The organism is Lysobacter capsici (genome assembly GCF_014779555.2).
GTDB classification, from domain to species: domain Bacteria; phylum Pseudomonadota; class Gammaproteobacteria; order Xanthomonadales; family Xanthomonadaceae; genus Lysobacter; species Lysobacter capsici.
This window is the reverse complement of sequence record NZ_CP094357.1, coordinates 2,790,401-2,814,633: the sequence shown is the minus strand read 5'-3', so window position 1 is coordinate 2,814,633 and position 24,233 is coordinate 2,790,401. Positions and strand designations below refer to the sequence as shown.

Genomic DNA, 24,233 nt, shown 5'->3' with positions numbered 1-24,233 from the left:
TGAGGACACGGCGATGGGTGTGGTGATCAACGAATTCGAAGTGCTGAGCGATCCGCGCGGCGGCGACAAGAACGATGCGGGCGGCGCCGGCAAGGGCCAGGACGACGCCCCGGCCAAGCTCGACCCGCACGACCTCGAGGCCGCGCTGCGGCAGTTGCAACAACGCGCGCTGCGGGTCTGGGCGCACTAGTCACAAGGACAGTCACGACTCATGGCCGATAGCGGAACATCGCCGATCAAAGCCTCGCGACCCTCGGTGGAAATCGATGGCCGGCGCCAGGACACGCTGACCAGTTCGCTGATGTCGTTGGACATCAGCGAATCTGAAGCGGGACTGACGTGCTGCGAGCTGGTGTTCGGCAACTGGGGCGGAGCGGACACGCCCGGCTTCCAGCATTTCGGCCGCGATCTTCTGGAATTCGGCAAGCCGCTGACGATCAAGCTCGGCGACGCGAAACTGTTCGAAGGCCGAATCTCGGCGATCTCGGCCAGCTATCCCGACGGCGGCACGCCGCAGATCGGCGTGTGCGCCGAAGACCGATTGCAGGACCTGCGCATGACCCGGCGCACGCGCGGCTTCGCCGACGCCAGTCTGGCCGACGTGGCGCGCAGCATCGCCGGCGATCATGGCCTGCAGGCGCAGGTCGATCTCAGCGGCGAAAGTCACAAGCTGCTGGCGCAGGTCAACCAGAGCGACCTCGCGTTTCTGCGCGACCTCGCCCGCCACGAAGACGCGCAGATCTGGGTCGAAGGCACCCAGCTCAAGGCGGTGCAGCGCGCGCGCCGCAACGGGCCGTCGCTGGAATTGTCCTGGGCCGGTCCGCTGCGCGAATTCGAAGTGCGCGCCGACCTCGCCCATCAACGCACCCAGTTGACCGGCGCCGGCTGGAGCGTCACCGACAAGCGCGCGGCCAAGCACGAAGCCGACGACGCGGCGATCCGCGCCGAACTCGGCGGCAAGGACAGCGGCGCGCAGACCCTGCAACGCGCGTTCGGCAAACGCGCCGACACCCTGGTCCACGCCTGTCCTCTGTCCGACGGCGAAGCGCGGGTGCTGGCCGAATCGAGTTTCCGGCATATGGCGCGGCGTTTCGTCGTCGGCCATGGCGTGGCCGAGACCCGCGATACCTTGCGGGTCGGCACCCGATTGACGATCAAGGGCATCGGCCCGTTGTTCGAGGGCGACTACACCGTGACCCAGGTGCAGATCCGCTTCGATCCCAAACTGGGCATGCGCACCGAGTTCTGGTGCGACCGCCCGATGATCGGACGGGCTTGAACGATGCGCATCGTCGACCTGCCCGCCTACGAACAACTGCTCGACGAACGCCTGCCGATGGGCTGGGGCGGACGCTGGTACGGCGTGTTCGTGGCGCTGGTCGTCGACATCAAGGATCCCGACAACCAGGGCCGGGTCAAGGTCGCGTTGCCGTGGTCGCCCGATGCCGGCGGGCAGCGTTTCGAGGCGTGGGCGCGACTGGCGACGATGTTGGGCGGCAATAACCGCGGCAGCTGGTTCGTGCCGGATGTGGACGACGAAGTGCTGGTTGGTTTCGAACACGGCGATCCGTGCCGGCCGTGCGTGCTCGGCGGCCTGTGGAACGGCCGCGACCAACCGCCGGCCTCGATGGACGGCGCCGGCAAGAACTACAAGAAGGTGCTGCGCTCGCGCAACGGCGTGCAGATCACCCTCGACGATCAGGACGGCCGCGAACAGTTGCTGCTGGAAACCCCCGGCGGGCAGACCTTCACCCTCAAGGACGGCCCCGGCGCGGTCGAGATCGCCGACAGCAACGGCAACTCGATCAAGCTCGAAACCGCCGGCATCACCATCACCGCCGCGGTCAAGGTCACCGTCAACGCCAGCCAGGTCGCGGTCAGCGCCGGCATGGTCACGGTGGATGCGGCGATGTCGAGTTTCTCCGGCGTGGTCAAGGCCGACACGGTCATCTGCAACAGCATCGTCAGTGCGTCGTACACGCCGGGCGCGGGGAATATCTGGTGAATACCGTCGATACCCGCATCCACTCCTCCTTCCGCCGCCGCACCGATGGCAGGAGGCCGCGATGAACCATCATCCGCTGCGCTGGCAAAGTCCGCAGCCGCTGTGGTCGCGTTTCGGCGACGACAGCGCGACGCCGTCGCCACAGTATCAGCACGAACAAGCGCGGCCGGCGATCCTGCGTTTCGCCAGCGACGAATTCATGGAGCAGTTGCTCGGCACCCTCGCCCACGATCCGGCCCGCATCGATCGCCTGCTCGCGCGCGGCGAAACCTGGCGCAAGCCGATGGTCGACCCGCCCGATCTGGTCGAACGCGCGCCGCTGCCGCAGCTGGTGCGCAGCGCGCGGCGCAGCGCGATGGCGAAAGCGGCGCAGCCGAAGATCGCGCCCGAACCCGCCGACGCGTTGCCGCTGAAGCTGTATCAGCCCGCGCATCAACGCCATTATCTGGCCACCGCCAGCCTGGTCTGCGGCATCCACGGCCTGCCCGAACACGCGCTGGTGCGCGGCGGCGCGGAAGAAGTCGGCATGGTGCTGCGGCGGCTGTTGCCGCTGCCCGGCGGCGCGGCCGATGCGCTGCACGAATTCGCTTACATCAAGGACGCGCAAGGCGCGCGCTGGCAGCGTTGCGACGAGGCCGGCTTCGTGCCCGGCGAAGAACGCCTGCCGGCGTTTTCGTTGAACTTCCTCGACCAGAACCGGCATCGGCGCAGCCTGTGGGCCGGCACGGTGCCGGTCGGCCGGCGCGAGGAATATCTCGGCGTGCGAGTCGATCCGACCCCGGTCGAGAGCTTCGCCAGCGCGCAACGGCAGCAACTCGATGCGGCCACGAGCGCGCCCGCGCCGGCCGTGTCCAAGCTCGCGCGCATGTCGCAGTTCCAGATCGACGTCAGCGAACCGTGGAAGACCCTGATCCGTTCGGCCTACAAACTGTCGACCGCGCCGGAGTCCACGCCGCAGATCGGCGACGAGAGCGAGCCGCCGGCCGACCGGGTCGCGCGCGCGCTCAACTTCAATCTGCAGCAGCAGAGCGCGTCGTGGCTGGTGCTGCTCGATTGCGCCACGCATCTGAAGACCTACCTGCCCGATCTGTGGCAAGTCATCGTCGACAACGGCGGCGGCTACGCGGCCTTGTCGGATGCGCGCAAGGCGCTGTACGACTGGCTCGGCAAGCCGGCGATGAGCCCGGCGTTGATCGCCGCGCTCGGCAGCGGCGGCGAGTATCCGCCGCTGGCCTCGATGCGCGCCGCGCTCAAGGCGATCAGCGCCGATGGCGTCGGCGCGCGTCTGGAAGCGAGCACCGCGACTTATGCCACCGGTTCCAAGCCCGGCCAGGACACCCGCGGCCTGCCCGACTGGCCGCGTTTCCACTTCTGCCTGGCCGGCGTCGACACCGCGCTCGCCGCGACCGGGCCGTATCTCGCGCTAGACGAGCTCAGCGGCTCGACCCCCGAGGTCGACGCCGATCCGCTCGCCGGCACCGTGCCGGGCCAGGACATCGCGCGCAAGGTCGATCGCTTCACCGCGCTGTTCGCGCGCGCGCTGGTGGCCACGGCCGAAACCGACGCGCCGCCGGTGCCGTTCGCGCTGCAGGTCAAGAACGCGCTCGGCAACAACCTCGGCGCGAACCTCGGCGACGGCGGCTGGTTCGTGCTGCGCTTCGTGCATGCGCGCCGCGACTGCGGACCGCTGCACCCGCCGCTGCTGTCGGCGCCGACCCAGCGTTTCCGCCTCGCCGGATTCTTCGATTCCGACGCGCCCGCGCGGCCGATCCGCATCTCGCTGCCGACCGACACCAGCCCGGCCGGCTTGCGCAAGCATCAACGCAATACCGCGTTCGTGCTGTCGGACATGTTGTGCGGCCAGGTGCAACGCGCCAAGGGCATGGGCCTGGTCGACCTGGTGCTGTCGGTGCTGCCGTGGCCGTTCCACAAGGATCTGCCGGCCGGCGACGGCGGGCCGTGCCAGAGCGGCGGCATCAACATCGGCATGATCTGCTCGATATCGATCCCGATCATCACCATCTGCGCGCTGATCCTGCTGATCATCATCGTCACCTTGTTCGATCTGATCTTCCGCTGGCTGCCGTACTTCGTCATCTGCTTCCCGGTGCCGGGCCTGAAAGGCAAGAAGGAGGCGTCATGAACGACAGCGTATTCGGACGCGGATTCTCGTTTCCGCCGCGGGTCGGCGCCGACGGCGGCTTCGTGTGGTCGTCGGGCGAGGCCAATATCCGCGAATCGATCGCGATCATCCTCAGGACCGAGCCGGGCGAGCGCGTCGGCCAGCCCGACTACGGCGCCGGACTCGCGCGCTTCCTGTTCGAACCCAACAACGCCGGCACCCATGCGCGCATGCGCGAGGCGATGCAGCGCGCGCTGGCGCGCTGGGAACGGCGCATCCAGGTCGAAGACGTCGAGGTCATCGCGCATCCCAGCGAAGCCGAGACCGCGTTGGCGACGATCACCTACCGGCTGGTCGCCACCGCGTCGCGCGAGCGCATCAGCCTCGCCATTCCGCTGGCCGTGAACTGAGGCCGCCCCGATGCCGCTCGCACCCCCGCCCATCGACGATCGCCGCTACGCCCAACTGGTCGAGGACACGCTGGCGCGCGCGAGCGTGCATACGCCGGAGTGGACCAACTTCAACCAGAGCGACCCCGGCGTCACCCTGGTGCAGTTGTTCTCGTTCCTGACCGAGAACCTGCTGTACCGCGCCAACCTGACGCCCGAGCGCAATCGTCTGAAGTTCCTGCAGATGCTGCGCATCCCGCTGGCCAGCGCCTCGGCCGCGCAGGGGCTGATCGCGATCGACAACGCGCGCGGCGAAGCGCGGGTGGAAACCCTGCCGGCGGATCTGGAAGTGCGCGCCGGCGCGGTGCCGTTCCGCACCCAGCTCGGCCTGGACGTGCTGCCGGTCGAGGCGCGGGTGTACTTCAAGCGCCGGATCGAGGATCCCTCGCAGGAACTGCTCGATTACTACCGCCTGCTGTACGCGTCGTATCAACTGCCGTTCCCCGGCGAAGGCAACGTGCAGCTGTACAAGACCCTGGCGCTGGACCGCAAGGTCGTCGACAGCGTCGACCTCAACGCCGACACCGTCGACCGTTCGCTGTGGATCGCGCTGCTCGCGCGCGCCAACGACACCCCCGGCGATCCCGACGACCCGTGGAAGCACCTGCGCGATCAGCTCGGCGGCCGCACCCTGACCCTCGGCCTGGTGCCGGCGCTGGACGCGACCAGCGCGCAACTGCTGCCGGCCGGCAACGCGCAAAGCCGCAACCTGCTGCGTTTCGAATTGCCGAACGTGCCGGCCGACGGCCGCGTGCCGCGCGATGGCGACGATCGCCCCGCGCCGGCGTATCGGCAACTCGAACCGCGCACCGACGTCGATCTGCTGTCGGTGCCCGGCGTGGTCCAGCTGAGTCTGCCCGCGGCCGATCAGCTGCGGGTGTGGCGCGACATCGATCCGCTCGAAGGCGGCGTCGGCGCGATGCCGCCGAGCCTGGACGATCCGGCGCTGGCCGCGCGCGCGATCACCTGGCTGCGCATTTCCGCCGACGGCGCGGCGCAGGCGCGCCTGCGCTGGGCCGGCATCAACGCGACCCCGATCCGGCAGATCCAGCGCATCGCCGCCGAACCGCTCGCCGACGGCGACGGTCGCCCCGATCAGCTGCGGCGGTTGTCGCGACGTCCGGTGCTGCGCGGCTCGGTCAATGTGCTGACCCGGCTCGGCGACGGCAGCGCGCAACGCTGGAACGAGATCGACGATCTCGCCGCGGCCGCGCCGGAAGTGCCGATCGCCGATCCGCGCAGCAGCGCGCGCGATGCCGCATGCACCAGGCCCGGCCCGACCGACGTGTTCGAACTCGATCCGGAAGCCGGCGAGCTGCGTTTCGGCGACGGCCTGCGCGGTCGCCGCCTGCCGCTGGGCGCGCGGGTGTTCGCCTCCTACGAATTCTGCCTGGGCGCGCAAGGCAACGTCGCCGAAGCGGCGATCAATAACGCGCCGCAACTGCCGTCGGGCTTCGCTGTCGCCAACCCGGTGCGCACCTGGGGCGGCGCCGACGCCGAAAGCACCGACAGCGGCGAGAAACAGGTGCGCCGTTATCTGCAGCATCGCGACCGCATGGTCAGCGTCGACGATTTCGAATCGATCGCCTGCCGCGCGCCCGGCGTGCAGATCGGCCGGATCGAAGTGCTGCCGGCGTTCCATCCCGACCTCGCTCCGAACGAACCCGGCTCGGCGCCGGGCGTGGTCACCGTGCTGGCGATTCCGCGCCACGACCCGGGCCAGCCCGACGCGCCGCGCGCCGATCGTCCCTTCCTCAACGCGCTGTGCCGGCATCTGGACCCGCGCCGCCTGGTCACCACCGAACTGGTCGTGCGCGGCGCCGATTACAAGGGCGTGTGGATCTCGGTCGGCATCGAAGCCGCCGCCGGTTACGCGATAGCGCAAGTGGTCGACGACGTGAAGCGCCGCTTGCGCGACGCGCTCGCGCCGATCGGCCCGGCCGGGGCGATGCCGCGCGAGGCCGCGTTGTTCGCGCCGCGCACCGCCGACCCGGCGCGCGGCTGGCCGCTGCGCACCGCGGTCGCGAGCCGGGTGCTGCTGGCCGAAGTCGCGCGCGTGTCGGGGGTGACCTCGGTCGCCGACGTGCTGCTGGCCGAAGGCGAACGCAGCGCCAGCGATGTGATCGAAATGAGCGGCCTGCAGCTGCCGCGCATTCTCGGTATCTCGGTGGTGGTCGGCGATCCGTTGCCGATCGACGCGCTGCGCGGCGGCGGCAACAGCAGCGGCGGCGGCTCGTCGGGCGGCGGCGCGAAGCCGTTGCTGCCGGTGCCGATCGTGCCGGAGACCTGCTGATGAACGTCAACGGCGCGCGCTTCCAGATGCTGTTCGGCCGCGACGACTGGTCGCGCTGCCGCGGCAGCGACGCGCAGCCGTTGGCGCTGTGGTGGGATGCGCTGGTCAGCCCGATGCCGCTGCCGCCGGACGACCTCCCGGGCTGGGACGAAACCCGTTCGGAGATTTCCCTGCAACCGCAATTGATCGAACTGCCCGCCACCTCGGGCGAACTGCGCCTGACCCTGGACGCGCGCCGCGGCGCCAGCGCCGACCGCAACGGCAATGTCTATCGCATCGCCGACGATGCGCGCTCGTTGCTCGTGACCTCCTCGGGCAGCGGCAACGAAAGCGCGTTCTGGCCGGCGCAACCGGCCGATTGCGGCGCCGGGCGCGGCGAACTGCGGCTCGCGTTCGAAATCGCGCACGCGCCGCGCGAGCCCATCGCCGAACGCTATCTCGCCCTGACCACGACTCAGGACGACTACCTGGTGGTCGCCTTCGCCCGCGGCACGCTGCGCGGCTTGATGAGCTTCGACCTGATCTCCGGCGGCCCGCCGCTGCAGACCCAATGGCCCGACGCAGTGCCGTTCGAACCGTTCGCGATGTGCGCGCGTCACGGCGGCGGCGCCTGGGTGCTCGACCGCGCGCATCGGCAGCTGTGGGAACTCGACTGCACGCTGGCCGTGGTCAACGCCGGCCACGCCATGATCGACGTCGCGCCGGCGCAGATCGACGACTTCCAGCCGCTGTCCGGACCGCCGCGCGAACAGGCGGCGCAGCGCTTCCCCGGTGGCCTGGACCTGGCCAAGACCGCGGTCGCCCTGCTCGATCCGATCGCGATCCAGTCGCACGGCGAAGGCCGGGTGATGGTGCTCAATCGCGATCTCGTCCAGCAGCGCTCGCAGGTCGTGCGCCTGCAGCGCGACGGCGAGGGTTGGGGCGTGGACGCTTCGCAATGGCTCGACGCCCTGCCCGCGCTGGCCCACGACATGGTGTATGCCGCGGGCCTGGGGCAAGGCGGCGCGAGCGAAGAGGCGCGCTTGTTCATCGCCAGCGAAATCGGCAACCAGGTGCATGCCTTCGACGTGATCGACCGCGACGGCCGCTTCAGCCTGCGCGCGCCGGCCGAACTGTATCCGCTGCGCCGCTACGGCGGCCGCGCCCTGGTCGCGGTGGCCGGCAAGGCGCACTACGACTGCGGCAGCGCGCAACCGCGCTGGACCCCGGTGGTGCAGCAGCATCGCCAGCGCTTTGCCGCACAGGCGGTGCTGGTCACGCCGGTGTTCGACAGCGACGAACTCGGCACAGTCTGGGACAAGCTGCTGTTCGACGGCAGCGTGCCGCCCGATTGCGAAGTCGAGATCGAAAGCCGCGCCGGCGATGAGCTCAGTGGCTGGTTCGACGGTCAATCGCAACCGGCCGACGATGCGCAGGTGATCGGCGGCTGGCTACGCGAACCGCAGCCGCGCCTGCGCGGCGACGGCCCGGAGCTGCCGTGGCTGCGTCGCGAAGCCGCGCGCGTCACCCGTCGCGAAGCCGGCAGCGGCACCTGGGAACTGTTGCTGCAACACGCGCGCGGCCGCTATCTGCAACTGCGGCTGACCCTGCGCAGCCGCAACGGCACCACCGCGCCGCGCCTGCGCGCGCTGCGGCTGTGGGCGCCGCGCTTCTCCTACCCGCAACGCTTCCTGCCCGCGGTGTACCGCGAAGACGTGGACAACGGCGATTTCCTCGAACGCTGGCTGGCCAATTGCGAAAGCAGCCTGACCCAGATCGAGGACCGCATCGTCAATGTCGAATCGCTGTTCGACGCGCGCAGCGTCCCGCAGGACGCGTTGCCGTGGCTGGCCGGCTGGTTCGATCTGGCGCTGGATCCGTCCTGGGACGAGCGCCGGCATCGCCTGCTGGTCCAGCACGCGATGGATTTCTTCCGCTGGCGCGGCACCGTGCACGGCTTGCGCATCGCCTTGTCGCTGGCGTTCGAAAGCGACTTCGATCCGATCGTGTTCGACGGCCCGCGCGCGCAGGACGAAGGCGCCGGGCGCATCCGCATCGTCGAGTCGTATCAGACGCGCCTGGTCGAGACCCTGGTCGCGCAGGCGCTGCCGCCCGCGCAGGTCGGTCTCGATCAAGACAGCGGTCCACGCAGCGTGCAGCGCGGACGTTTGTGGACGCCGGCCGAAGGCAACGCTGGGCTCGCCGACCGCTACGCGGCTTGGCAACAGCGCACGGCCACGCCGCTGGAGCAGATCACGCCGTTCTCGCTGGCGCCGCCAAACGACATCGATGCGGCGCAGGACTGGCGCGACTTCGCCAGCGCCGAACTGGGCTTCGTGCCCGCCGTCGGCGCGGCCGAACGCGCGCGCTGGCAATCGTTCCTGCAAGCGCGCTATGTCCAGATCGACGCCTTGAACCACGCCCACGCCAGCGCCTGGACCGGCTTCGACGAGATCTTGCTGCCTGCCTCGCCGCCGACCGTGCAGGCCGCGATCGACGATTGGCGCGACTACTGCGCGCGCGGCGCCGGTTCGCGCGAACGCAAGCTATGGCAGGACTTCCTCGCCCGTCGCTATCGCCGGATCGAACGTCTGCGCGCCGCGCACGCCAACGCCTGGGCCGATTTCGAACAGGTGCCGCTGCCCGATCGGCTGCCGGCGAGTTTCGCCGCGCAGACCGACTGGCTGCAGTTCGAACGCCAGTTGCTGGCGATGCATCGCACCGCGCACCGCTTCTCGGTGCTGCTGCCGGTCGCCAGCGTGATCGCCGATCCGTATGCGCTGGAGCAACGCCTGGGCTTGGCGCGGCGCATCGTCGAACTGGAAAAACCCGCGCACACCGTGTTCGACGTGCGCTTCTACTGGGCCTTCAACCGCGTCGGCGAAGCGCGGCTGGGGCTCGATACACAGTTGGGTGCCGGCAGCCGCGCGAGCGAGCTGATCCCCGATGCCGTGGTGGGCCGTGCCTACCTCGGCGCCAGTTTCGTCGGCGGTCGCGAGCGCCTGTCAGGCCGCGACCGGCTGTCGCTCGAATGCTGAGCGCTAAAGATTCCAGGAGTTGAACCATGGGCTGCTGCAACGAACCGGTGACCACTCTGACGGGCCTGCCCGCGGACCCCGCACAGCACGTCAACTACGAGCGCGGCATGGTGCTCGGCGTCGACGACTTCAAACAGGAGTTCGCCTATCTGGCCGGGCGCGACCGATGGCTGGCGCGCGACGCGCTCGGCTACGGCACGCTCAGCGGCCTGCGCGTGTACATGGAGGACGACGGCAGCGACGGTCCGCGCCTGCACGTGAGCGCCGGTTCCGCGCTGAGCCCGAGCGGGCGCCTGATCTGCGTGCCGGCCGACCAGTGCGCGCTGATCAATCGCTGGCTGGCCAAGACCGACAACGCGGCGATGGTCGCGCGCATGCTCGATCCCACCCTGCCGCCGAACTCGCCGCCGGTGGTGACCGCCGGCGTTGTCTCGCTGTACCTGGGCCTGTGCTACGCCGACTGCCAGACCCGGCCGGTGCCGATTCCCGGCGAACCGTGCCGCTCCGAGGACGAACTGATGAAGCCCTCGCGCGTGGCCGACGATTTCCGCCTGGAACTGCGCGAACACCCGCCGGTGCAGGTCGAGGAAGAAGCGCTGCGCGATTTCGTCCACTGGCTGCGCGGCAACATCAACGTGATCGACACCAGCCCGCCGCTGTCGCCCGATCCGAACGGATGGCGCACCGCATTGCGCGGCGCGGTGCAACCGTGGATCGACGCGCAGAACGCATCGCCGCCGCTGTCGCCGCCGGCCAGCGCGCAGAGCCTGGGCGATTACCTGTTCGACCTGGGTTCGCCCGGCCTGGACATCGCGCGCGAACAGCAATGCGAGTTCCTGCGCGTCGCCTTCGGTTTCTGGATCAGCGAACTGCGTCCGCTGTGGATGGCGATGCGCTGCCACGGCCCGCAGTATCCCGACAGCGATTGCGTGTTCCTCGCCTCGCTGACCATGCAGGTCAGCTGGATCGGCGGCTCGCCCAGCGGCGTGTGGCAGGTCGACGGCAGTCCGGCCAGCCTGCAGCTCGACGAAAGCGCGCGCCCGTATCTGATCCATCAGCGCCTGCTGCAGGAATGGGCCTTGTGCGGCTGCGATTGCGCCGGCAGCGACGACGCCTTCGGCGGGCCGATGGCGCTGATGCAGGCGTCCTCGGAAGGTTCCTTCGAAAACCTCGCGATCGACCCACCGCCGCTGCCGCCGCCAGTGCAGTTCCTCGAACAGGACGGCGTGCTCGAAGGCCAGCCGCGGATCGTGATCGGACGCGGCGGCGGCAAGGCCGCGCTGACCCTGCCGCCGTCGACGCCGGCCAACGCCGGCCGCCAGGTGGTGGTCAAGAACGCCGACCTCACCAGTCTGATCCTGCAACCCGACGCGCAGTCCGGCGACGGCATCGACGGCCTGGCCGAATTGTCGGTCAAGAAGAAGAAAGCCATCACCCTGATCGCCGACGGCGCCGGGCAGTGGCATTCGATCGCGACAGCGTGAGGCGGCCATGAGCACTCTCGACAATGTCCTGCAACTGCAGCAGCCCTTGAAGGAAGGCGGCATCCGCCAGGTCAATTTCTTCAACGGCCGGCTGCTGACCGGCAAGGACCTCGCGCGCGAACAACTCGCCCATCGCCAGGCCGATGCGCGCCTGGGAATGGCGATCGGCGACGGCGTGGCGTTCGGCCTGGAGGCCGCGCGCGATCCCGATCTCGATCAGGCCAACGCACCGGTGCTGCGCGTGCGCGCCGGCCTTGCGATCAACCGCCTCGGCCAGACCCTGCGCCTGGGCGCCGACACCAGCGTCGCCCTGACCCGCCGTTACGATGCCGACGACGGCGGCGACGGCTGCCAATGCGTGTTCGCGCAATGCAACCCGCTCGCCGACGGCACCTACGTCGCCGGCGCAGGCGTGTACGTGCTGACGATCGCGCCGGCGCAATCGAGCGAAGGCCGCGCGCCGAGCAACGGCCTGGACCCGTCCAACGTGCGTTGCAACACCGACGCCACCATCGACGCGGTGCAGTTTCGCTTGCTCGCGATCAATCCCCTGCGTTTCGCCGATCTCGACCCATCCTCGCCGCTGTTCCGCAATCGCCTGGCCTACCGCTGTTTCGGCGTGGAAGCGCGCGAGGCCAATGCCTTCGACCCGTGGCGGGTGGATCCGCCGAGCTACGGCCTGATCGACGAACTGCGCAGCGGCGCATTGAGCGACTGCGACGTCCCGATTGCGCTGGTGTACTGGACCGCGGCCGGGCTGAACTTCGTCGACACCTGGGCGGTGCGGCGCGCGCTGCTCGAACCCGACGCGCTGTCGGGCTTCTCGTTCCAGCGCAATCCGCTGGTCCCCGGCGAGTTGTCTTCGTTCGCGTTCGTGGCGCGTGCGCGGCGGCTGGTCGAGGCGCAGGCAATGTGCGCGCAGTTCCAGCAGCAGCTGGGCGACGTGCTGGCGGCGAGCGGCGCGCCCGCGGCATTGAACGCGAGCGAATATTTCCGCTACCTGCCGCCGTTCGGCATCGTGCCGCTGCAACGGCTGCCGCTGCGCGGCTTCGACGATGCGGCGTTCTTCAACGGCATCGCGCGGCGGCCGGGCCCGGGCTCGCAACAAGGCACGCCCTTCATCGACGTGCGCCAGCTCGGCGCGGTGCAACAGCGCGCGCTCGAACATGCGCCGGTCGATCTGGGGCAGAGGGAATTCCTGTGGGTCTGGCGTCCCTGGCAAAACGCGAAGGCCCTGCACGACAACCAGTCCGTACAACCGATGCTGGCCTTCGCCAGCGGCCAATTGCCCGACTTCGCGTCGCCCAGGCTCGACATGGCGCGCTTCGACTACAGCAACTACGCGAACTGCTGCGAAAGCGCGTAGCACAACCGATCAGGAGGATTTATGGCGATCTTGGACACCGTACGCCCCGGGGACGTGATCTCTTCGGATCTGCTCAACCGGATCATCGGGCTGCTCAACGAGCACGATGCGTTGCTGGCCGGGGGCAACGGCGGCGGCTCCCAGACCGGGTTGCTGCTGACCGGTTTCTCGCCGGCGCAACAGCAGAACATCGGCAAGAACCTGACCCTGTTCGGCAATTTCGATTTCCCGCTGGCGACCAACGCCGTCTCCATCGACGGCGTACCGATCTCGCCGGCCGCGCTGCTGGCGGGCAGCAACAACATCCAGCTGGTCTTCACCATTCCGACCAATCTCAGCGTGCCGTCGGGCCAGACCAAGTCGGTGCTGGTGCGCATCGTCAATTCCAAGGGCACCGACCAGAAACCCTATGTGCTGCTGCCGCAGGTGGCGGGCGCGCCCAATCCCAGCATCAGCGACGCGCGCGATGTCGTATCGGGCAACGCCATCCTGCGTTCGTCGCGCGAGGCGCGAATCACCGGACTCAATTTCGCCACCCCGGCGGCCAACAACCAGGTCAGCCTGGTGCTCAATCCGGGCCCGGCCCAGGTCAGCTTCCCGCTCGTGGTCAAGGCCGGCTCGCAGATCCAGACCGCGCCGCTGCCCTCGACCTTGCTGGTCGACATGCCGGCGCTGACCAATGCCCACGGCATCGCGATCGGCGATTCCGCGCCGGCGACGCTCAGCGTGACCGTGCCCAACGCCAACGTCGCCGCGACCCTGGGCATATCGCTGGAACGCACCTCCTGACGGCATCGCCCGCCGTCGTATCCGCACCGCACCGTCCCACCGCACGAACCACGCGCAAACCTCCGAGGACCATTCGATGAGCACCCTATTGACTACCCTGGCGCCACGATTGTTGCTGGCGTGCGCGCTGGCGGCCTGGTCGTGCCTGGCGGCCGCAGCGCCCGCCTCGAGCTTCGACATCACCGTGCCCAACCGCAACGGGCCGGGGCAATTGCAGATCAGCGCGCTCAAGATCACCTTGCAGCTGGACACCTCGGCCAACATCGCGGTGAACCTGCAGGAGGCTGGCAGCGGCGCGTTGGCGACCGAAAGCATGGTCCTGACCAACGCGAACAACGACTGTTTTCTCGCCCCCGACGACGCTTGCTTCAAAACCTTTCCGAACACGCCGGCCGGCGCGGTCAGCGCCGACCGCCTGACCGTGATCAAGTCGCAGCAGGCCGGCGCCGATCCCGGCGGCGCCGACAACAAGCTGGTGCTGGTGCTGCGCCTGCGTTCGAACTTGAACGAAGGCGGCGGCTGCACCTCCACCCTGCTCGCTCCGGAAACCTGGACGGTCAGCGTGGTCGGCGGCGCGGCGCGGATCGTCGCCGCCTCGGTGCAGAGCCTGGACAAGCAGACCGTCGGCGCGGGCAATCCCGCCTGCGGCACCGCGTTCCGGCCGATACCGCGCAACGACGGGCCGGTCGCGAGCATCACCGGCACGCCGCAGATTCTCTCCGGCGGCCGGATCGGCGTCGACGCGGTGATGGTGCTGGATCGTTCCGGCAGCATGTCCGACGCGGTCAGCGCGTCGCCCGGCGCGCCGACCAAGATGGTGCGGTTGCACGAAGCCGCCGCGACCTTCATCGACATGTGGAAGGCGCTGCGCGACAACGAATGCCAGAACTTCGCCGTCGCCTGTCCGGCCGATGGCGGCGCGCCGGCGGTGCAAGGACCGGTGGATCGGCTCGGCGTGGTCTATTTCGATCACGACATCAAATGGTTGAAGGAATTGCAGGCCAGCTCCGGCATCGACGGCCTCAAGGAATTCGGCGGTCTCAACCTGACCACCGAGAAGACCGCGATCAACGCGGTCAATCCGGCCGGCGCCACCTCGATCGGCGGCGGCCTGCTCAAGGGCGCGCAAGCCTTGGCGCCGGCCCCGTCGGAGCCTAATCGCAAGATCGTGCTGCTGATGAGCGACGGTCAGCAGAACACCGACCCGCTCGCGCAGGTGAGCGGATCGCAAGTGCAGACCACCACCGGCGGCGGCGCCCCGGTCGCGCTGCCGAACCAGCCGCCGGTGCAGATCTACGGCGTGACCGTCGGCACCGGCGTGGCGGTGGACGCGACCATCAACCAGCAGGCCTCGATCGCCAGCAACGGTTTCTATCTCAACACCGAGGACGATGCGGCGATCCTGCCCAACCTGTTCGTGCAGGTGCTGCAGAACGCGGTGCGCTTCAGTTCGGTGGAAACGCTGCGGGTGATCAGCGACGTCACCACCGAATCGGCGCCGTTCGAGACCAGCTTCCCGGTCACCACCGGCACCCACAGCCTGGCGTTCAATCTGAACTGGAACGCCGCGATGGGTTCGCTGCGCGTGCGGCTGACGCCGCCGGCCGGCGCGACCCCGATCGACTTCGTTCCCTCCACCGCGACCCTCGGCGGCCGCCTGATCGGCAATGTCGCCTTCCCGCGCGTGGGCGTTGCGCAAAGCGCGGGCGTGTGGAAGCTGCAGGTCATGGGCGGCTTCGGCAAACCGGTCGCGTTCAATCTGTCGCTGCTGGGCGACGACTCCGACGTCAATTCGGTGCTGGGCCCGGTCGCGGCCGAATATGCGGTCGGCGGCAAGATCAAGCTCAGCGCGCAGGTCAACGATCTCGACCAGCCCTTGCTCGGCTTGAACACCCAGCCCGCGGCGCAAGTCAAAGTGTTCGTGGTCAAGCCCGGCAACAACCTGGGCGACGTGCTGTCCGACGCCGCCGTGCAAGGCGGATCGGCGCCGCAGGGCGATCAGGCCAGCGCGGCGCAGCTCAAGCTCAAGGCCTTGCTCGCGGCCGATCCCGACGCGCTCAAGCACGCCAACGAAACCATCACCCTGCTCGACAACGGCGCCGCCGCGAACGGCGACAGCAAGGCCGGCGACGGCCGCTACAGCGCGCTGGTGCCGGCCGATTTCGAAGGCCATTACCAGTTCGTGTTCCTGGTCGAAGGCAAATCCGAATCCGGCGGCCCGTTTGTGCGCCAGCAGATCCGCACCGTGCATGTGCGCTCGCTGCCCGATCCGGCCAAGACTCAGTACAGCAGCAATATCGTCACGATCGATGGCGGCAAGGCGGTGGTCATCGTCGCCACCCCGAAGAACGTGCTCGGCGGCAAGATGGGACCGGGCTGGGCCAACTACTTCTGGTTCAACGCGCAAGGCCAGGCGCCGGTCAAGCCCAAGGACAATCTGGATGGTACTTACACCGTGCAGATTCCATTCACCGGCACGCCGCCGAAGGTCTCGCTGCACTTCCTGCCCGAACCGATCTATCGTCCCGACAGCTTCGTGCCGCCGGCCGGCAGCCTGACGCCCGGCAACAGCATCGGCAACGACATCATCGACAACGTCCCGCCGGGCCCCGGCCAGCCGTGGTGGAAGCGCTGGTGGTGGCTGATCTTGATCGTGCTGTTGCTGCTGTTCCTGCTGCTGCGGCGCAAGTGAGCACGGCATGCGGCCGGACGCGCATCGCGATCTGAAACAGCTGCGCAGCGTCACGCTGCGCGGCACTGAGCGCGATCGCCTGCTCGCCCGGCTGCGGCTGGAACGCGCGCTCGACGCGGTCGACTGGACGCCGCGCGGCCTGCCCGCCGGCGCCCTGTTGCTGGTGCGCCGGCTGGTCGCCACGCGCGGCGCGCGCACCCCACTGGCGCGCACGGTCACCCAGGCCTTGCACGAACACAGCCGCAACGCGCGCCGGCCGTGGCTGGACGAACACGCCGCCGAGGCCGAGGCGGTGTGGTTCGATCGCGGCGAACTCGCCGCCTGCCTGGCCCGCGACGCAGTGCGCGGCCGGGTCTCACAGCGATGGTGGTGGCCCGGCGTGCTCGAAGGACGCGATCCCACGCAATGGCTGCGCGAGCACGTGCTGGACCATGGCGAGCGCGTGGTGTCGTTGCTGGCGATGCTGTGCGCCCGCGGCGATGCGGTCGCGTGGTTGGCGCGATTGCCCGAGCCGGACGCGGCGCGAGGATTGGATGCGCTGATTCGCGATTACGCGGTGCCGTCGGTGCAATACCCGACACGGCATTCGCATTCGCTGGATCTCGACCATCGAAATGGCGATGTCGCATCTGGAAGGCTTGACCCGGATGTTGCGGTTACCTCTTCGACAGAGCAGGCATCAACGACCGCCGCGGCGCACGCCGCGCAGGGTTCGACTTCACCCTCCGTCTCGCCGCGCGCCATTGCTCGGCTGCTTGCCGCCGCGCCCGAGTTGCCTGACGCCCGCCTGCTTGCGCCAGCGCAACGCCTGCTCGCGCATGCCCGGGTGGCGATGCACGACCCGAACTGGCTGCGCAGCCAGGAATTCGTCGACACCTTGCACCGCTGGATCGATTCGCAGGCGGTCAACGCGATCGAGCCCGCTGCGCCCGAGCGCCACGAACCCGCGCCCCGCGCCATACACGGCCCGGGAGCAAGCGCTTCGTCGCCGATCCGCATCGTCGACGCTAACCAGACGCTCGTGTCCGTACCACCCCGACCGCATGAAGCGGCTTCGCCGGATCGGGAAACGCATCGTCCATTCCCCGACAGTCCGGCCCAGGCACGCATAAATACGACGCAAGCCGATCTCCCGGCGACATCCGCGCAGGCGGCACGAACCGTAGCGGCGAATAACCCCGACCCACAAGCGACCATCGAACCGAGCGCGTCCGACCGCGCGGCGAACATGGACGCCGCCGAAACGGAAACCCTCTCCGCGCCCGTCATCGATCCAGCGACGCACATCGACGGCTCGCCGACGCCATCGTCGCCCGAGTCCGTCGGCAACGAATACACCGCACACGCCATCGATACCGACTTCGGCGGATTGTTGTATCTGCTCAACGTCGCCCTGGCCCTCGAGCTGTACGGCGACTTCACCTCGCCACGCACACCGGGCATCGCGCTTTCGCCATGGGACTGGCTGGCGATGATAGGACGCGTCTGGTTCGGCGCTTCGTTCCGTAGCGATCCGCTGGATGCCCTGTTGGCGAAATTAGCTGGCCGCGGCGCAAATCAACGGCCCGGCGACGATTTCGATCCCGGCCGTGACACATCCATGCCGGACGCCTGGCTGCGGCCCTGGGGCGAAATCGATCGCCTCGGCTATCGCGCCGACGCGGGCCGACTGCGTCTGTGGCATCCGCAGGGCTTCGTCGTGTTCGATCAGCCGCGCGATCGCGAGCTGTCGCCCGCTGCTCAAGCCGCGTACCTGTGCGCCACGCGCGAGCATCTGCGCGGCGCCACGCTGCATCGCATTGTGCGCTCGCCATCGCGAGCCGGATCGCGCCGGCCGGCGCAACGTTGGCTCGATCGCCAGTTGCCGTACCTGCGTGCGCGCATCGCGCGCGCACTCGGCCTGGATGCGCACGACGCCGATCTTCCTGCGCAGGTCTGCCGCCACCACGCACGCCTGCGCTGCGACCTCACCCACATCGACGTGCATCTGTCGCTGGCGAGCCTGCCGCTGTCGCTGCGCATCGCCGGCCTGGATCGCGATCCGGGCTGGATCCCCGCGGCCGGGCGCAGCATCCGCTTCCATTTCGACGCCGCCGGCTTCGACACGATCAACCCCGACCGCGCCGACCGCGCTGGAGACCGCGCATGAACCCCCTGCCCGCCGCGTCCGCCGCCGATGTCTTCGCCGACCGCCCCTATCGCCCCGACCAACACCTCAAGCTCGCCTTGTATGCGGTGATCGCGACCCTGATCGAAGCCTGCGCCGAGGATGTCGATACGGCGATACAGTTGCACCCGTTCCTCGCCGACTATGCCGAGGAAATCGAAAGCACGCTGGGCCACTTCGATGCGCCCGCGCTGCACTGGCGCGCGGCGCTGAGCGCCTGGGAGCACGCCGCGCACGACGGACAAACGACCCTGCCGCTGCTCGCCCTGCAACGCGCCGGCCTGAGCGCCCTGGACCTGGAACTGCTGCTCGCGGTCGGCCTGATCGAGGAAGACCCGCGTTTCGGCGCCCTGTTCGAACACGCCCAACGCGATCAGGCGCAGGATCGGCACGGCGGATTCGACGCCGGCCTGCGCCGCGACGGCCGCCCCAGCTTCGGCCTGTTGATGGCCTGGTGGCGCAACCACGACGGCGGCGACAGCGTCGATCCGGTGCGGCGTTCGCTGCACAAACTGATCGAACTGGGCCTGCTGCAATTGCCCAATCAGGACGCGCCGCGACCGGACTGGACGCCGACGGTGCAGTTGGCCGTCTGGGACGGATTGCGCGGCGAACTCAGCGCGACCCGCTGGCTGCGGCATCTGCCGCACGCGCAGCTGCCGCGGCCGCACGATTACATCGCGCCCAACGAGGACCTGCATTGCGAGCTGCTGTTGCAGGCGCTGCGCAACGACGCGGCGGCGCCGACCCTGCTAATTCGCGGCGCGGTCCGCAACGGCCGCAAGACCCTGGCCGGCGTGCTCGCGCAAGCGCTCGGCAAGGATCTGCTGTGGGCCGATGCGGGCGTGTTCGAAGACGAAAGCCGCTGGCGCTTGTTCGGCGTGCTGGCGGCGATGCTCGACGCGGTGCCGGCGATCGAAGCCGATTCGGTTCCCGGCGAAACCCGGCAACTGGCCGCCTTGCCCCTGGTCGACGCGCCCTTGCTGGTGGTCACCAATCGGCAAGGCGCTTGGTCCTGCGCCGGCAATCGGCCGGTGCTGGACGTCGAATTGCCGCTGCCCGACCCGACCCAGCGTCTGGCGCATTGGCGCGCATGCCTGCCGCAGGCGTCGACGCAAAGCTTGAGCGAACTGGCCGGATGGCGGCGTCTGTCGAGCGGCCATCTGCGTCAAGTCGCGGCCAGCGCGAGCGCGTTCGCGCGACTGGCGCAACGCGAGCAACCGCTGCGCGAGGACCTGCGCCGCGCCTGTCGCGGCTTGCCGACCGCGCGCCTGGACACGCTGGCGACGCGATTGCCGGCTGAGGGTTCGCTGAGCGAACTGATCGTCGACGACCTCACCCGCGACGAGATCGATGCTTTGGTCACCCGTTGCCAATGGCGCGAACCGCTGGCCGGCGCCTCGGCCACGGTCGCGCTGGGCGGGGTCGGCGTGCGCGCCTTGTTCGCCGGCCCCAGCGGCACCGGCAAGACCCTGGCCGCGCGCATGCTCGCGGTCGAATTGGGCAAGGACGTATACCGCATCGACCTGGCCTCGGCGGTCAACAAATACCTCGGCGAAACCGAGAAGAACCTCGACCGCGCGCTCAGCGCCGCCGAGGAACTCGATGTGGTGCTGCTGCTCGACGAAGGCGACGCGCTGATGGCCAACCGCACCGACGTCGGCTCCTCGCACGACCGCTACGCCAATCTGGAAACCAATTTCCTGCTGCAACGGATCGAATCGTTCGAAGGCATCCTGGTGGTCACCAGCAACGCCGCCGACCGCATCGATCGCGCCTTCGCCCGGCGCATGGACGTGGTGATCAACTTCCGCGCGCCCGACGCGTGGCGGCGCTACGAAATCGTGCGCCTGCACCTGGGCGACAGCGACTGCGATGAGGCCTGGCTGCAGGACGCGGCCAGCCGCTGCGCGCTCAGCGGCGGCCAGTGGCGCAACGTGGTCGTGCACGCGCGCCTGCTCGCCCTGCGCAGCGGCGGACCGGTCGGCACCGCGCACCTGCAGGCCGCGCTGGCGCGCGAGTACCGCAAGATCGGCGGCAACTGCCCGATGCGCGTGGCCGAACGCGAGCCGCGCCCAATTGCGCCCTCGATCGCACGCTCGACCGCACGTTCGGTTCCGGGCGCCTGATCCATGGCCGTCGCGCGCATCGCCAGGCGAGCCGATCCGCGCTCCGATCCGCGCTATAAACGCGTGGTGTCCAAGCTCGAGGCCGACACCCGCAAGCTCAAGCAACACCCGCCGCCGTCGCGCAAGTCCGACGAATCGGCCAAGGCCGCCAAGGGCCCGGCCAACGAAAAAGCCGCCGGCGCGCGCGCCAAGCAGGTCGACAAGCTCGAACAAAGCGACACGCCCAAGCCGCAGACCGCCAGCTTCCTGTCGATGCTGCGCGCGGAAATCGAAAAGGTGATGCCCAAGACCCTGGGCGACACCGAAAAATTCATGAAGGGCGGCTCGGGCAACGACATCAAGAGCTCGCTCAAGGGCGAAGTGGGCAATCAGAAACAGGCCGCGACCGGCGACCTCAAGCAGAACTCGAGCGCCGCGCCGTCGGAAGCCGGCGTCGCCGCCAAACCGGTCACGCCGATTCCGCCCGAACCCGCCGCGCCCACGCCGCAGATCGACGCCGCCGCGGCCATGCCCGCGCCCAAGCCGGCCGCGGAAGTCTCGCTGGAGGACAGCAAGACCGAGGTCGCCGACGCCAAGAAAGCGACCAAGCAGACCGAAACCCGCCTGACCAACGCCAACGACCCGCGTTTCTCGGCGGTGATGAGCGCGGAAAAAGCCGTGCACAAACAAGCCGACGCCGGTCCGGCGCAATACCGCGGCCGCGAAGCGGCGACGCTCGGCAAGGCCGGCGCGCAGGCCAAGGGCGTCGCCGGCAAAGGCGTGAGCAGCCTGCTGGCGACCAAGGGCGGCAGCAAGGCCAAGGTCGCGTCCAAGCAGGAACAGCAGAAGGCGCGCGAAGAACTGGAACTGAGCAAGTTCACCAACTTCGTCGTCACCACCTTCAACACCGCCAAGGCCGCGGTCGACAAACGCCTGGAGACGCTGGACACCACCGTCAACACCATGTTCGATCAAGGCACCGACGCGGCCTTGAACAGCATGAAGAGCTATGTCGAGGACGCGCTGTTCAAGTACAAGCTCGAGCGCTACCTGCTGATGCCCGGCGGCTCGCTGCTGTGGATCAAGGACCAGATCCTCGACCTGCCGCCGGAGGTCAACCGCTTCTACGAGGCCGGACGCAAGCTGTTCACCTCGGCGATGGACGCATTGGCGGTCAAGGTCGCCAATCTGGTCGAGCGCGAACTGGCCGCGGCCAAGAACGATGTCGCCCTGGCCCAGGGCAAGATCGCCGCCGCGCAGGCCGCGCTGTCGCCGGCGGTGCGCGCGCGCGGCGCGCAGCTCACCGCCGAGTACGCCGACAAGTTCGGCGAACTCAAGTCCGGGATCGAAGACAAGAAACAGCAGCTCGCCGAAGGCCTCGCGCAGAAGTACAAGGAAGCCTTCGACAAGGCTGACGAAGCGCTCAAGGCGATCCAGGACGCGAACAAGGGCCTGGTCACCCAGGCCAAGGAAAAGATCGCCGAAGTCGCCAAGGCCTTGATGGAATTCAAGGACAAGCTGATGGGCATCCTGCGCAAGGGCCAGGACACCATCGACCTGATCCTCGACAACCCCGGCGGCTTCCTGTCCAACCTGATCGCCGCGGTCAAGGGCGGCTTCGCAGCGTTCGCCGGCAGAATCTGGGACCATCTCAAGAAAGGCTTCATGAAGTGGCTGTTCGGCGCGCTCGCCAGCGCCGGCATCGAGATCCCCGGCGATCTGTCGCTGGTCTCGATCCTCAAGCTGGTGCTCGGCGTGCTCGGCATCACCTACGACCGCATGCGCGCCAAGGCGGTGAAGCTGCTCGGCCCGACCGCGGTGACGGTGATCGAGAAACTGGTCGGTTACCTGCAGACCCTGATCGGCGGCGGCCCGGCCGCGCTGTGGGAACAGATCAAGGGCGACCTGTCGAACCTGAAGGAGATGGTGATCGGCGCGATCCAGGACTGGATCGTCACCACCATCGTGCAGAAGGCCGTGGCCAAGGTCGTGTCGATGTTCAACCCGGCCGGCGCGATCATCCAGGCGATCATGATGATCATCAACGTGGTGATGTTCGTGATCGAACGCGCCGCGCAGATCATGGAATTCGTCGAGTCGGTGATCAACTCGATCCACGCCATCGCCACCGGCTCGATCGGCGGCGCGATCAGCAAGGTCGAACAGGCGCTGGGCAACGCGGTGCCGATCCTGATCGGCTTCCTGGCCGCGCTGATCGGCCTGGGCGGGATCAGCGCCAAGATCAAGGGCTTCATCACCAAGGTGCAGGCCAAGGTCGATCAGGCGATCGACAAGGTGCTCAAGAAAGCCGCGGATTTCGTCAAGAAGCTGTTCGGCAAGTTGACCGGGAAGAAGGAAGACGACAAGCGTACCGACACGGAGAAACTGGCCGACCTCAAGCGCGCCGTCGCCGAGGCCACCACCCTGGCCAAGGACAAGACCATCGCGGCGAAGAAGCTCGACAAGAAGCTCGGCGTGATCAAGAAGAAATACCGGATGACGGAACTGACCTCCTCGGTCAAGGCCGGCAGCGGCAAGACCCAGACCATTCACATCAGCGCCAAGATCAACCCCGGCACCGAAGTCGACGTGGCCAAGCCCAAGGTCGAGATGGACCTGGTCACCGTTGATTTCAAATGCAAGACCGGGCTGGACGAAAAGGAGTTCGGCGATCAGATCCGCGGCCAACTGGGAGAGTTGAAGTCGCTCGACGCCGAAACCTTCCTCAAGCGGCGAAGCGATTTCAAGAACCGCCTCGCCGAACAGAAGAAGGCGAAGAAAAAGAGCCCGCAGGGACGCGACCCCGCCGGCGACAGGCTCGCGGCGATACATCGCGAGAAGAAGATCCAGGAAAAAGCGCTGCAGCTCAAGAAAGACAATCCCGCGCTGGACGCGGCCACGGCGTTGGCCCAGGCTCGTACCTGGGCGGAAAGCAAGGCGGTCATCCACAAGCTGGATCAGATCGCCGGTGGCTCGGGCAAGGAGATCGAGGAAGAACTGGGAGACGCACGAATTGATTTTTCGATAGGCGCTCAGTGGCGCTCGAAGAACCGCATCGGCTTGATCGAAGCAGGCGCCGAGAAAATTCCCGCCGATGCAAGGCCGGACGTCACCCTCAATGTCAGCTTGACAGTCAACACCAAAGCGGTGATATGAGCCGGTCGTCAGTAAATCTCATGGAGCATGCGAATGAGCCTCTTTAAAACTTTCCTCGAGCGTTACGGCGAACCTTCCCCGGCGCGCAAGCCCGACGCCGCCGAATTGACCGCCGCGGCCAAGCATCTGCCCGACGAGTTGATCGAATTCTTCCGCGATCACGGTGTCGGCCAGTACGAAAACGGGCTGTTCAGAACGGTAACGCCAACCTGGGCGAAGCCCCTCGCCGAAGCATGGGGCGAGCCACGCGCGGCGGACTCGATCTTCCTGGTCGATGCGTTCGGCAGCTTCATTCATCGCGACGGTGAAGAAAACCACCTCGTCAACGTCTGGTCGGACACGCGCATCGAACTGTTTCCCGAGGTGACCGACGTGTTCGACGCTCAGCTGTGCGATCCGGGTTTTCTCAAGAACATCATGTTGCGCCCCGCATTTCGCGCCGCGAGCAAGCGGCTGGGGCCGCTGGCCGACGACGAATGCTTCGGCTTCTTTCCCGCGATTGCCCTTGGCGGCGACGGCAGCGTCGAATCGCTGCGCAAGGTCAAGGTCCGCGAACACCTGGCGCTGCTGGCGCAACTGTAGAGG

General features: G+C 68.2%; 15 protein-coding genes. All 15 read left to right on the top strand.

Annotation, left to right across the window (positions count from 1 at the left end):
- Window positions 1–13 precede the first annotated feature (13 nt).
- The 15 genes from IEQ11_RS11840 (at window position 14) to IEQ11_RS11770 (ending at window position 24,230) form a co-directional block, all read left to right on the top strand.
- The gene (locus IEQ11_RS11840; protein WP_187313385.1) at window positions 14–190 is read left to right on the top strand and encodes a hypothetical protein; all 177 of its coding nucleotides are present in this window, start codon (window positions 14–16) and stop codon (window positions 188–190) included.
- A 21-nt stretch (window positions 191–211) separates the two neighbouring features.
- Window positions 212–1,279 (top strand): phage late control D family protein, encoded by a 1,068-nt coding sequence (locus IEQ11_RS11835; protein WP_191822552.1) that lies wholly within the window; start codon window positions 212–214, stop codon window positions 1,277–1,279.
- Window positions 1,280–1,282: 3 nt separating this feature from the next.
- Window positions 1,283–2,005 carry a phage baseplate assembly protein V gene (locus IEQ11_RS11830; RefSeq protein ID WP_191822553.1) on the top strand — a complete coding sequence of 241 codons (723 nt, stop codon included), beginning with the start codon at window positions 1,283–1,285 and terminating at the stop codon, window positions 2,003–2,005.
- Window positions 2,006–2,066: 61 nt separating this feature from the next.
- Complete coding sequence (locus IEQ11_RS11825) at window positions 2,067–4,148, top strand: hypothetical protein (protein WP_191822554.1); 2,082 nt, start codon at window positions 2,067–2,069, stop codon at window positions 4,146–4,148.
- Entirely contained in the window at window positions 4,145–4,537 is a 393-nt protein-coding gene (locus IEQ11_RS11820) for a GPW/gp25 family protein (protein WP_191822555.1), read from the top strand. The genes IEQ11_RS11825 and IEQ11_RS11820 overlap by 4 nt, the downstream gene beginning before the upstream one ends.
- A 10-nt stretch (window positions 4,538–4,547) precedes the next feature.
- Window positions 4,548–6,869 (top strand): baseplate J/gp47 family protein, encoded by a 2,322-nt coding sequence (locus IEQ11_RS11815; protein ID WP_191822556.1) that lies wholly within the window; start codon window positions 4,548–4,550, stop codon window positions 6,867–6,869.
- On the top strand, window positions 6,869–9,886 hold the full coding sequence (locus IEQ11_RS11810; protein ID WP_191822557.1) for a phage tail protein: 3,018 nt from the start codon (window positions 6,869–6,871) through the stop codon (window positions 9,884–9,886). The genes IEQ11_RS11815 and IEQ11_RS11810 overlap by 1 nt, the downstream gene beginning before the upstream one ends.
- A gap of 47 nt (window positions 9,887–9,933) precedes the next feature.
- Entirely contained in the window at window positions 9,934–11,370 is a 1,437-nt protein-coding gene (locus IEQ11_RS11805) for a hypothetical protein (protein WP_191822558.1), read from the top strand.
- 7 nt (window positions 11,371–11,377) lie between these two features.
- Entirely contained in the window at window positions 11,378–12,736 is a 1,359-nt protein-coding gene (locus IEQ11_RS11800; protein WP_191822559.1) for a hypothetical protein, read from the top strand.
- 21 nt (window positions 12,737–12,757) lie between these two features.
- Complete coding sequence (locus tag IEQ11_RS11795) at window positions 12,758–13,525, top strand: hypothetical protein (protein ID WP_036107414.1); 768 nt, start codon at window positions 12,758–12,760, stop codon at window positions 13,523–13,525.
- Window positions 13,526–13,601: 76 nt separating this feature from the next.
- On the top strand, window positions 13,602–16,217 hold the full coding sequence (locus IEQ11_RS11790; RefSeq protein WP_191822560.1) for a choice-of-anchor X domain-containing protein: 2,616 nt from the start codon (window positions 13,602–13,604) through the stop codon (window positions 16,215–16,217).
- 292 nt (window positions 16,218–16,509) lie between these two features.
- Entirely contained in the window at window positions 16,510–18,366 is a 1,857-nt protein-coding gene (locus tag IEQ11_RS11785; protein ID WP_191822561.1) for a hypothetical protein, read from the top strand.
- On the top strand, window positions 18,363–20,513 hold the full coding sequence (locus IEQ11_RS11780) for an AAA family ATPase (protein ID WP_191822562.1): 2,151 nt from the start codon (window positions 18,363–18,365) through the stop codon (window positions 20,511–20,513). Before IEQ11_RS11785 ends, IEQ11_RS11780 begins: the two co-directional genes overlap by 4 nt.
- A 3-nt stretch (window positions 20,514–20,516) precedes the next feature.
- On the top strand, window positions 20,517–23,648 hold the full coding sequence (locus IEQ11_RS11775; protein WP_191822563.1) for a polymorphic toxin type 15 domain-containing protein: 3,132 nt from the start codon (window positions 20,517–20,519) through the stop codon (window positions 23,646–23,648).
- Between the two features lie 33 nt (window positions 23,649–23,681).
- On the top strand, window positions 23,682–24,230 hold the full coding sequence (locus tag IEQ11_RS11770) for a T6SS immunity protein Tdi1 domain-containing protein (protein ID WP_191822564.1): 549 nt from the start codon (window positions 23,682–23,684) through the stop codon (window positions 24,228–24,230).
- Window positions 24,231–24,233 lie beyond the last annotated feature (3 nt).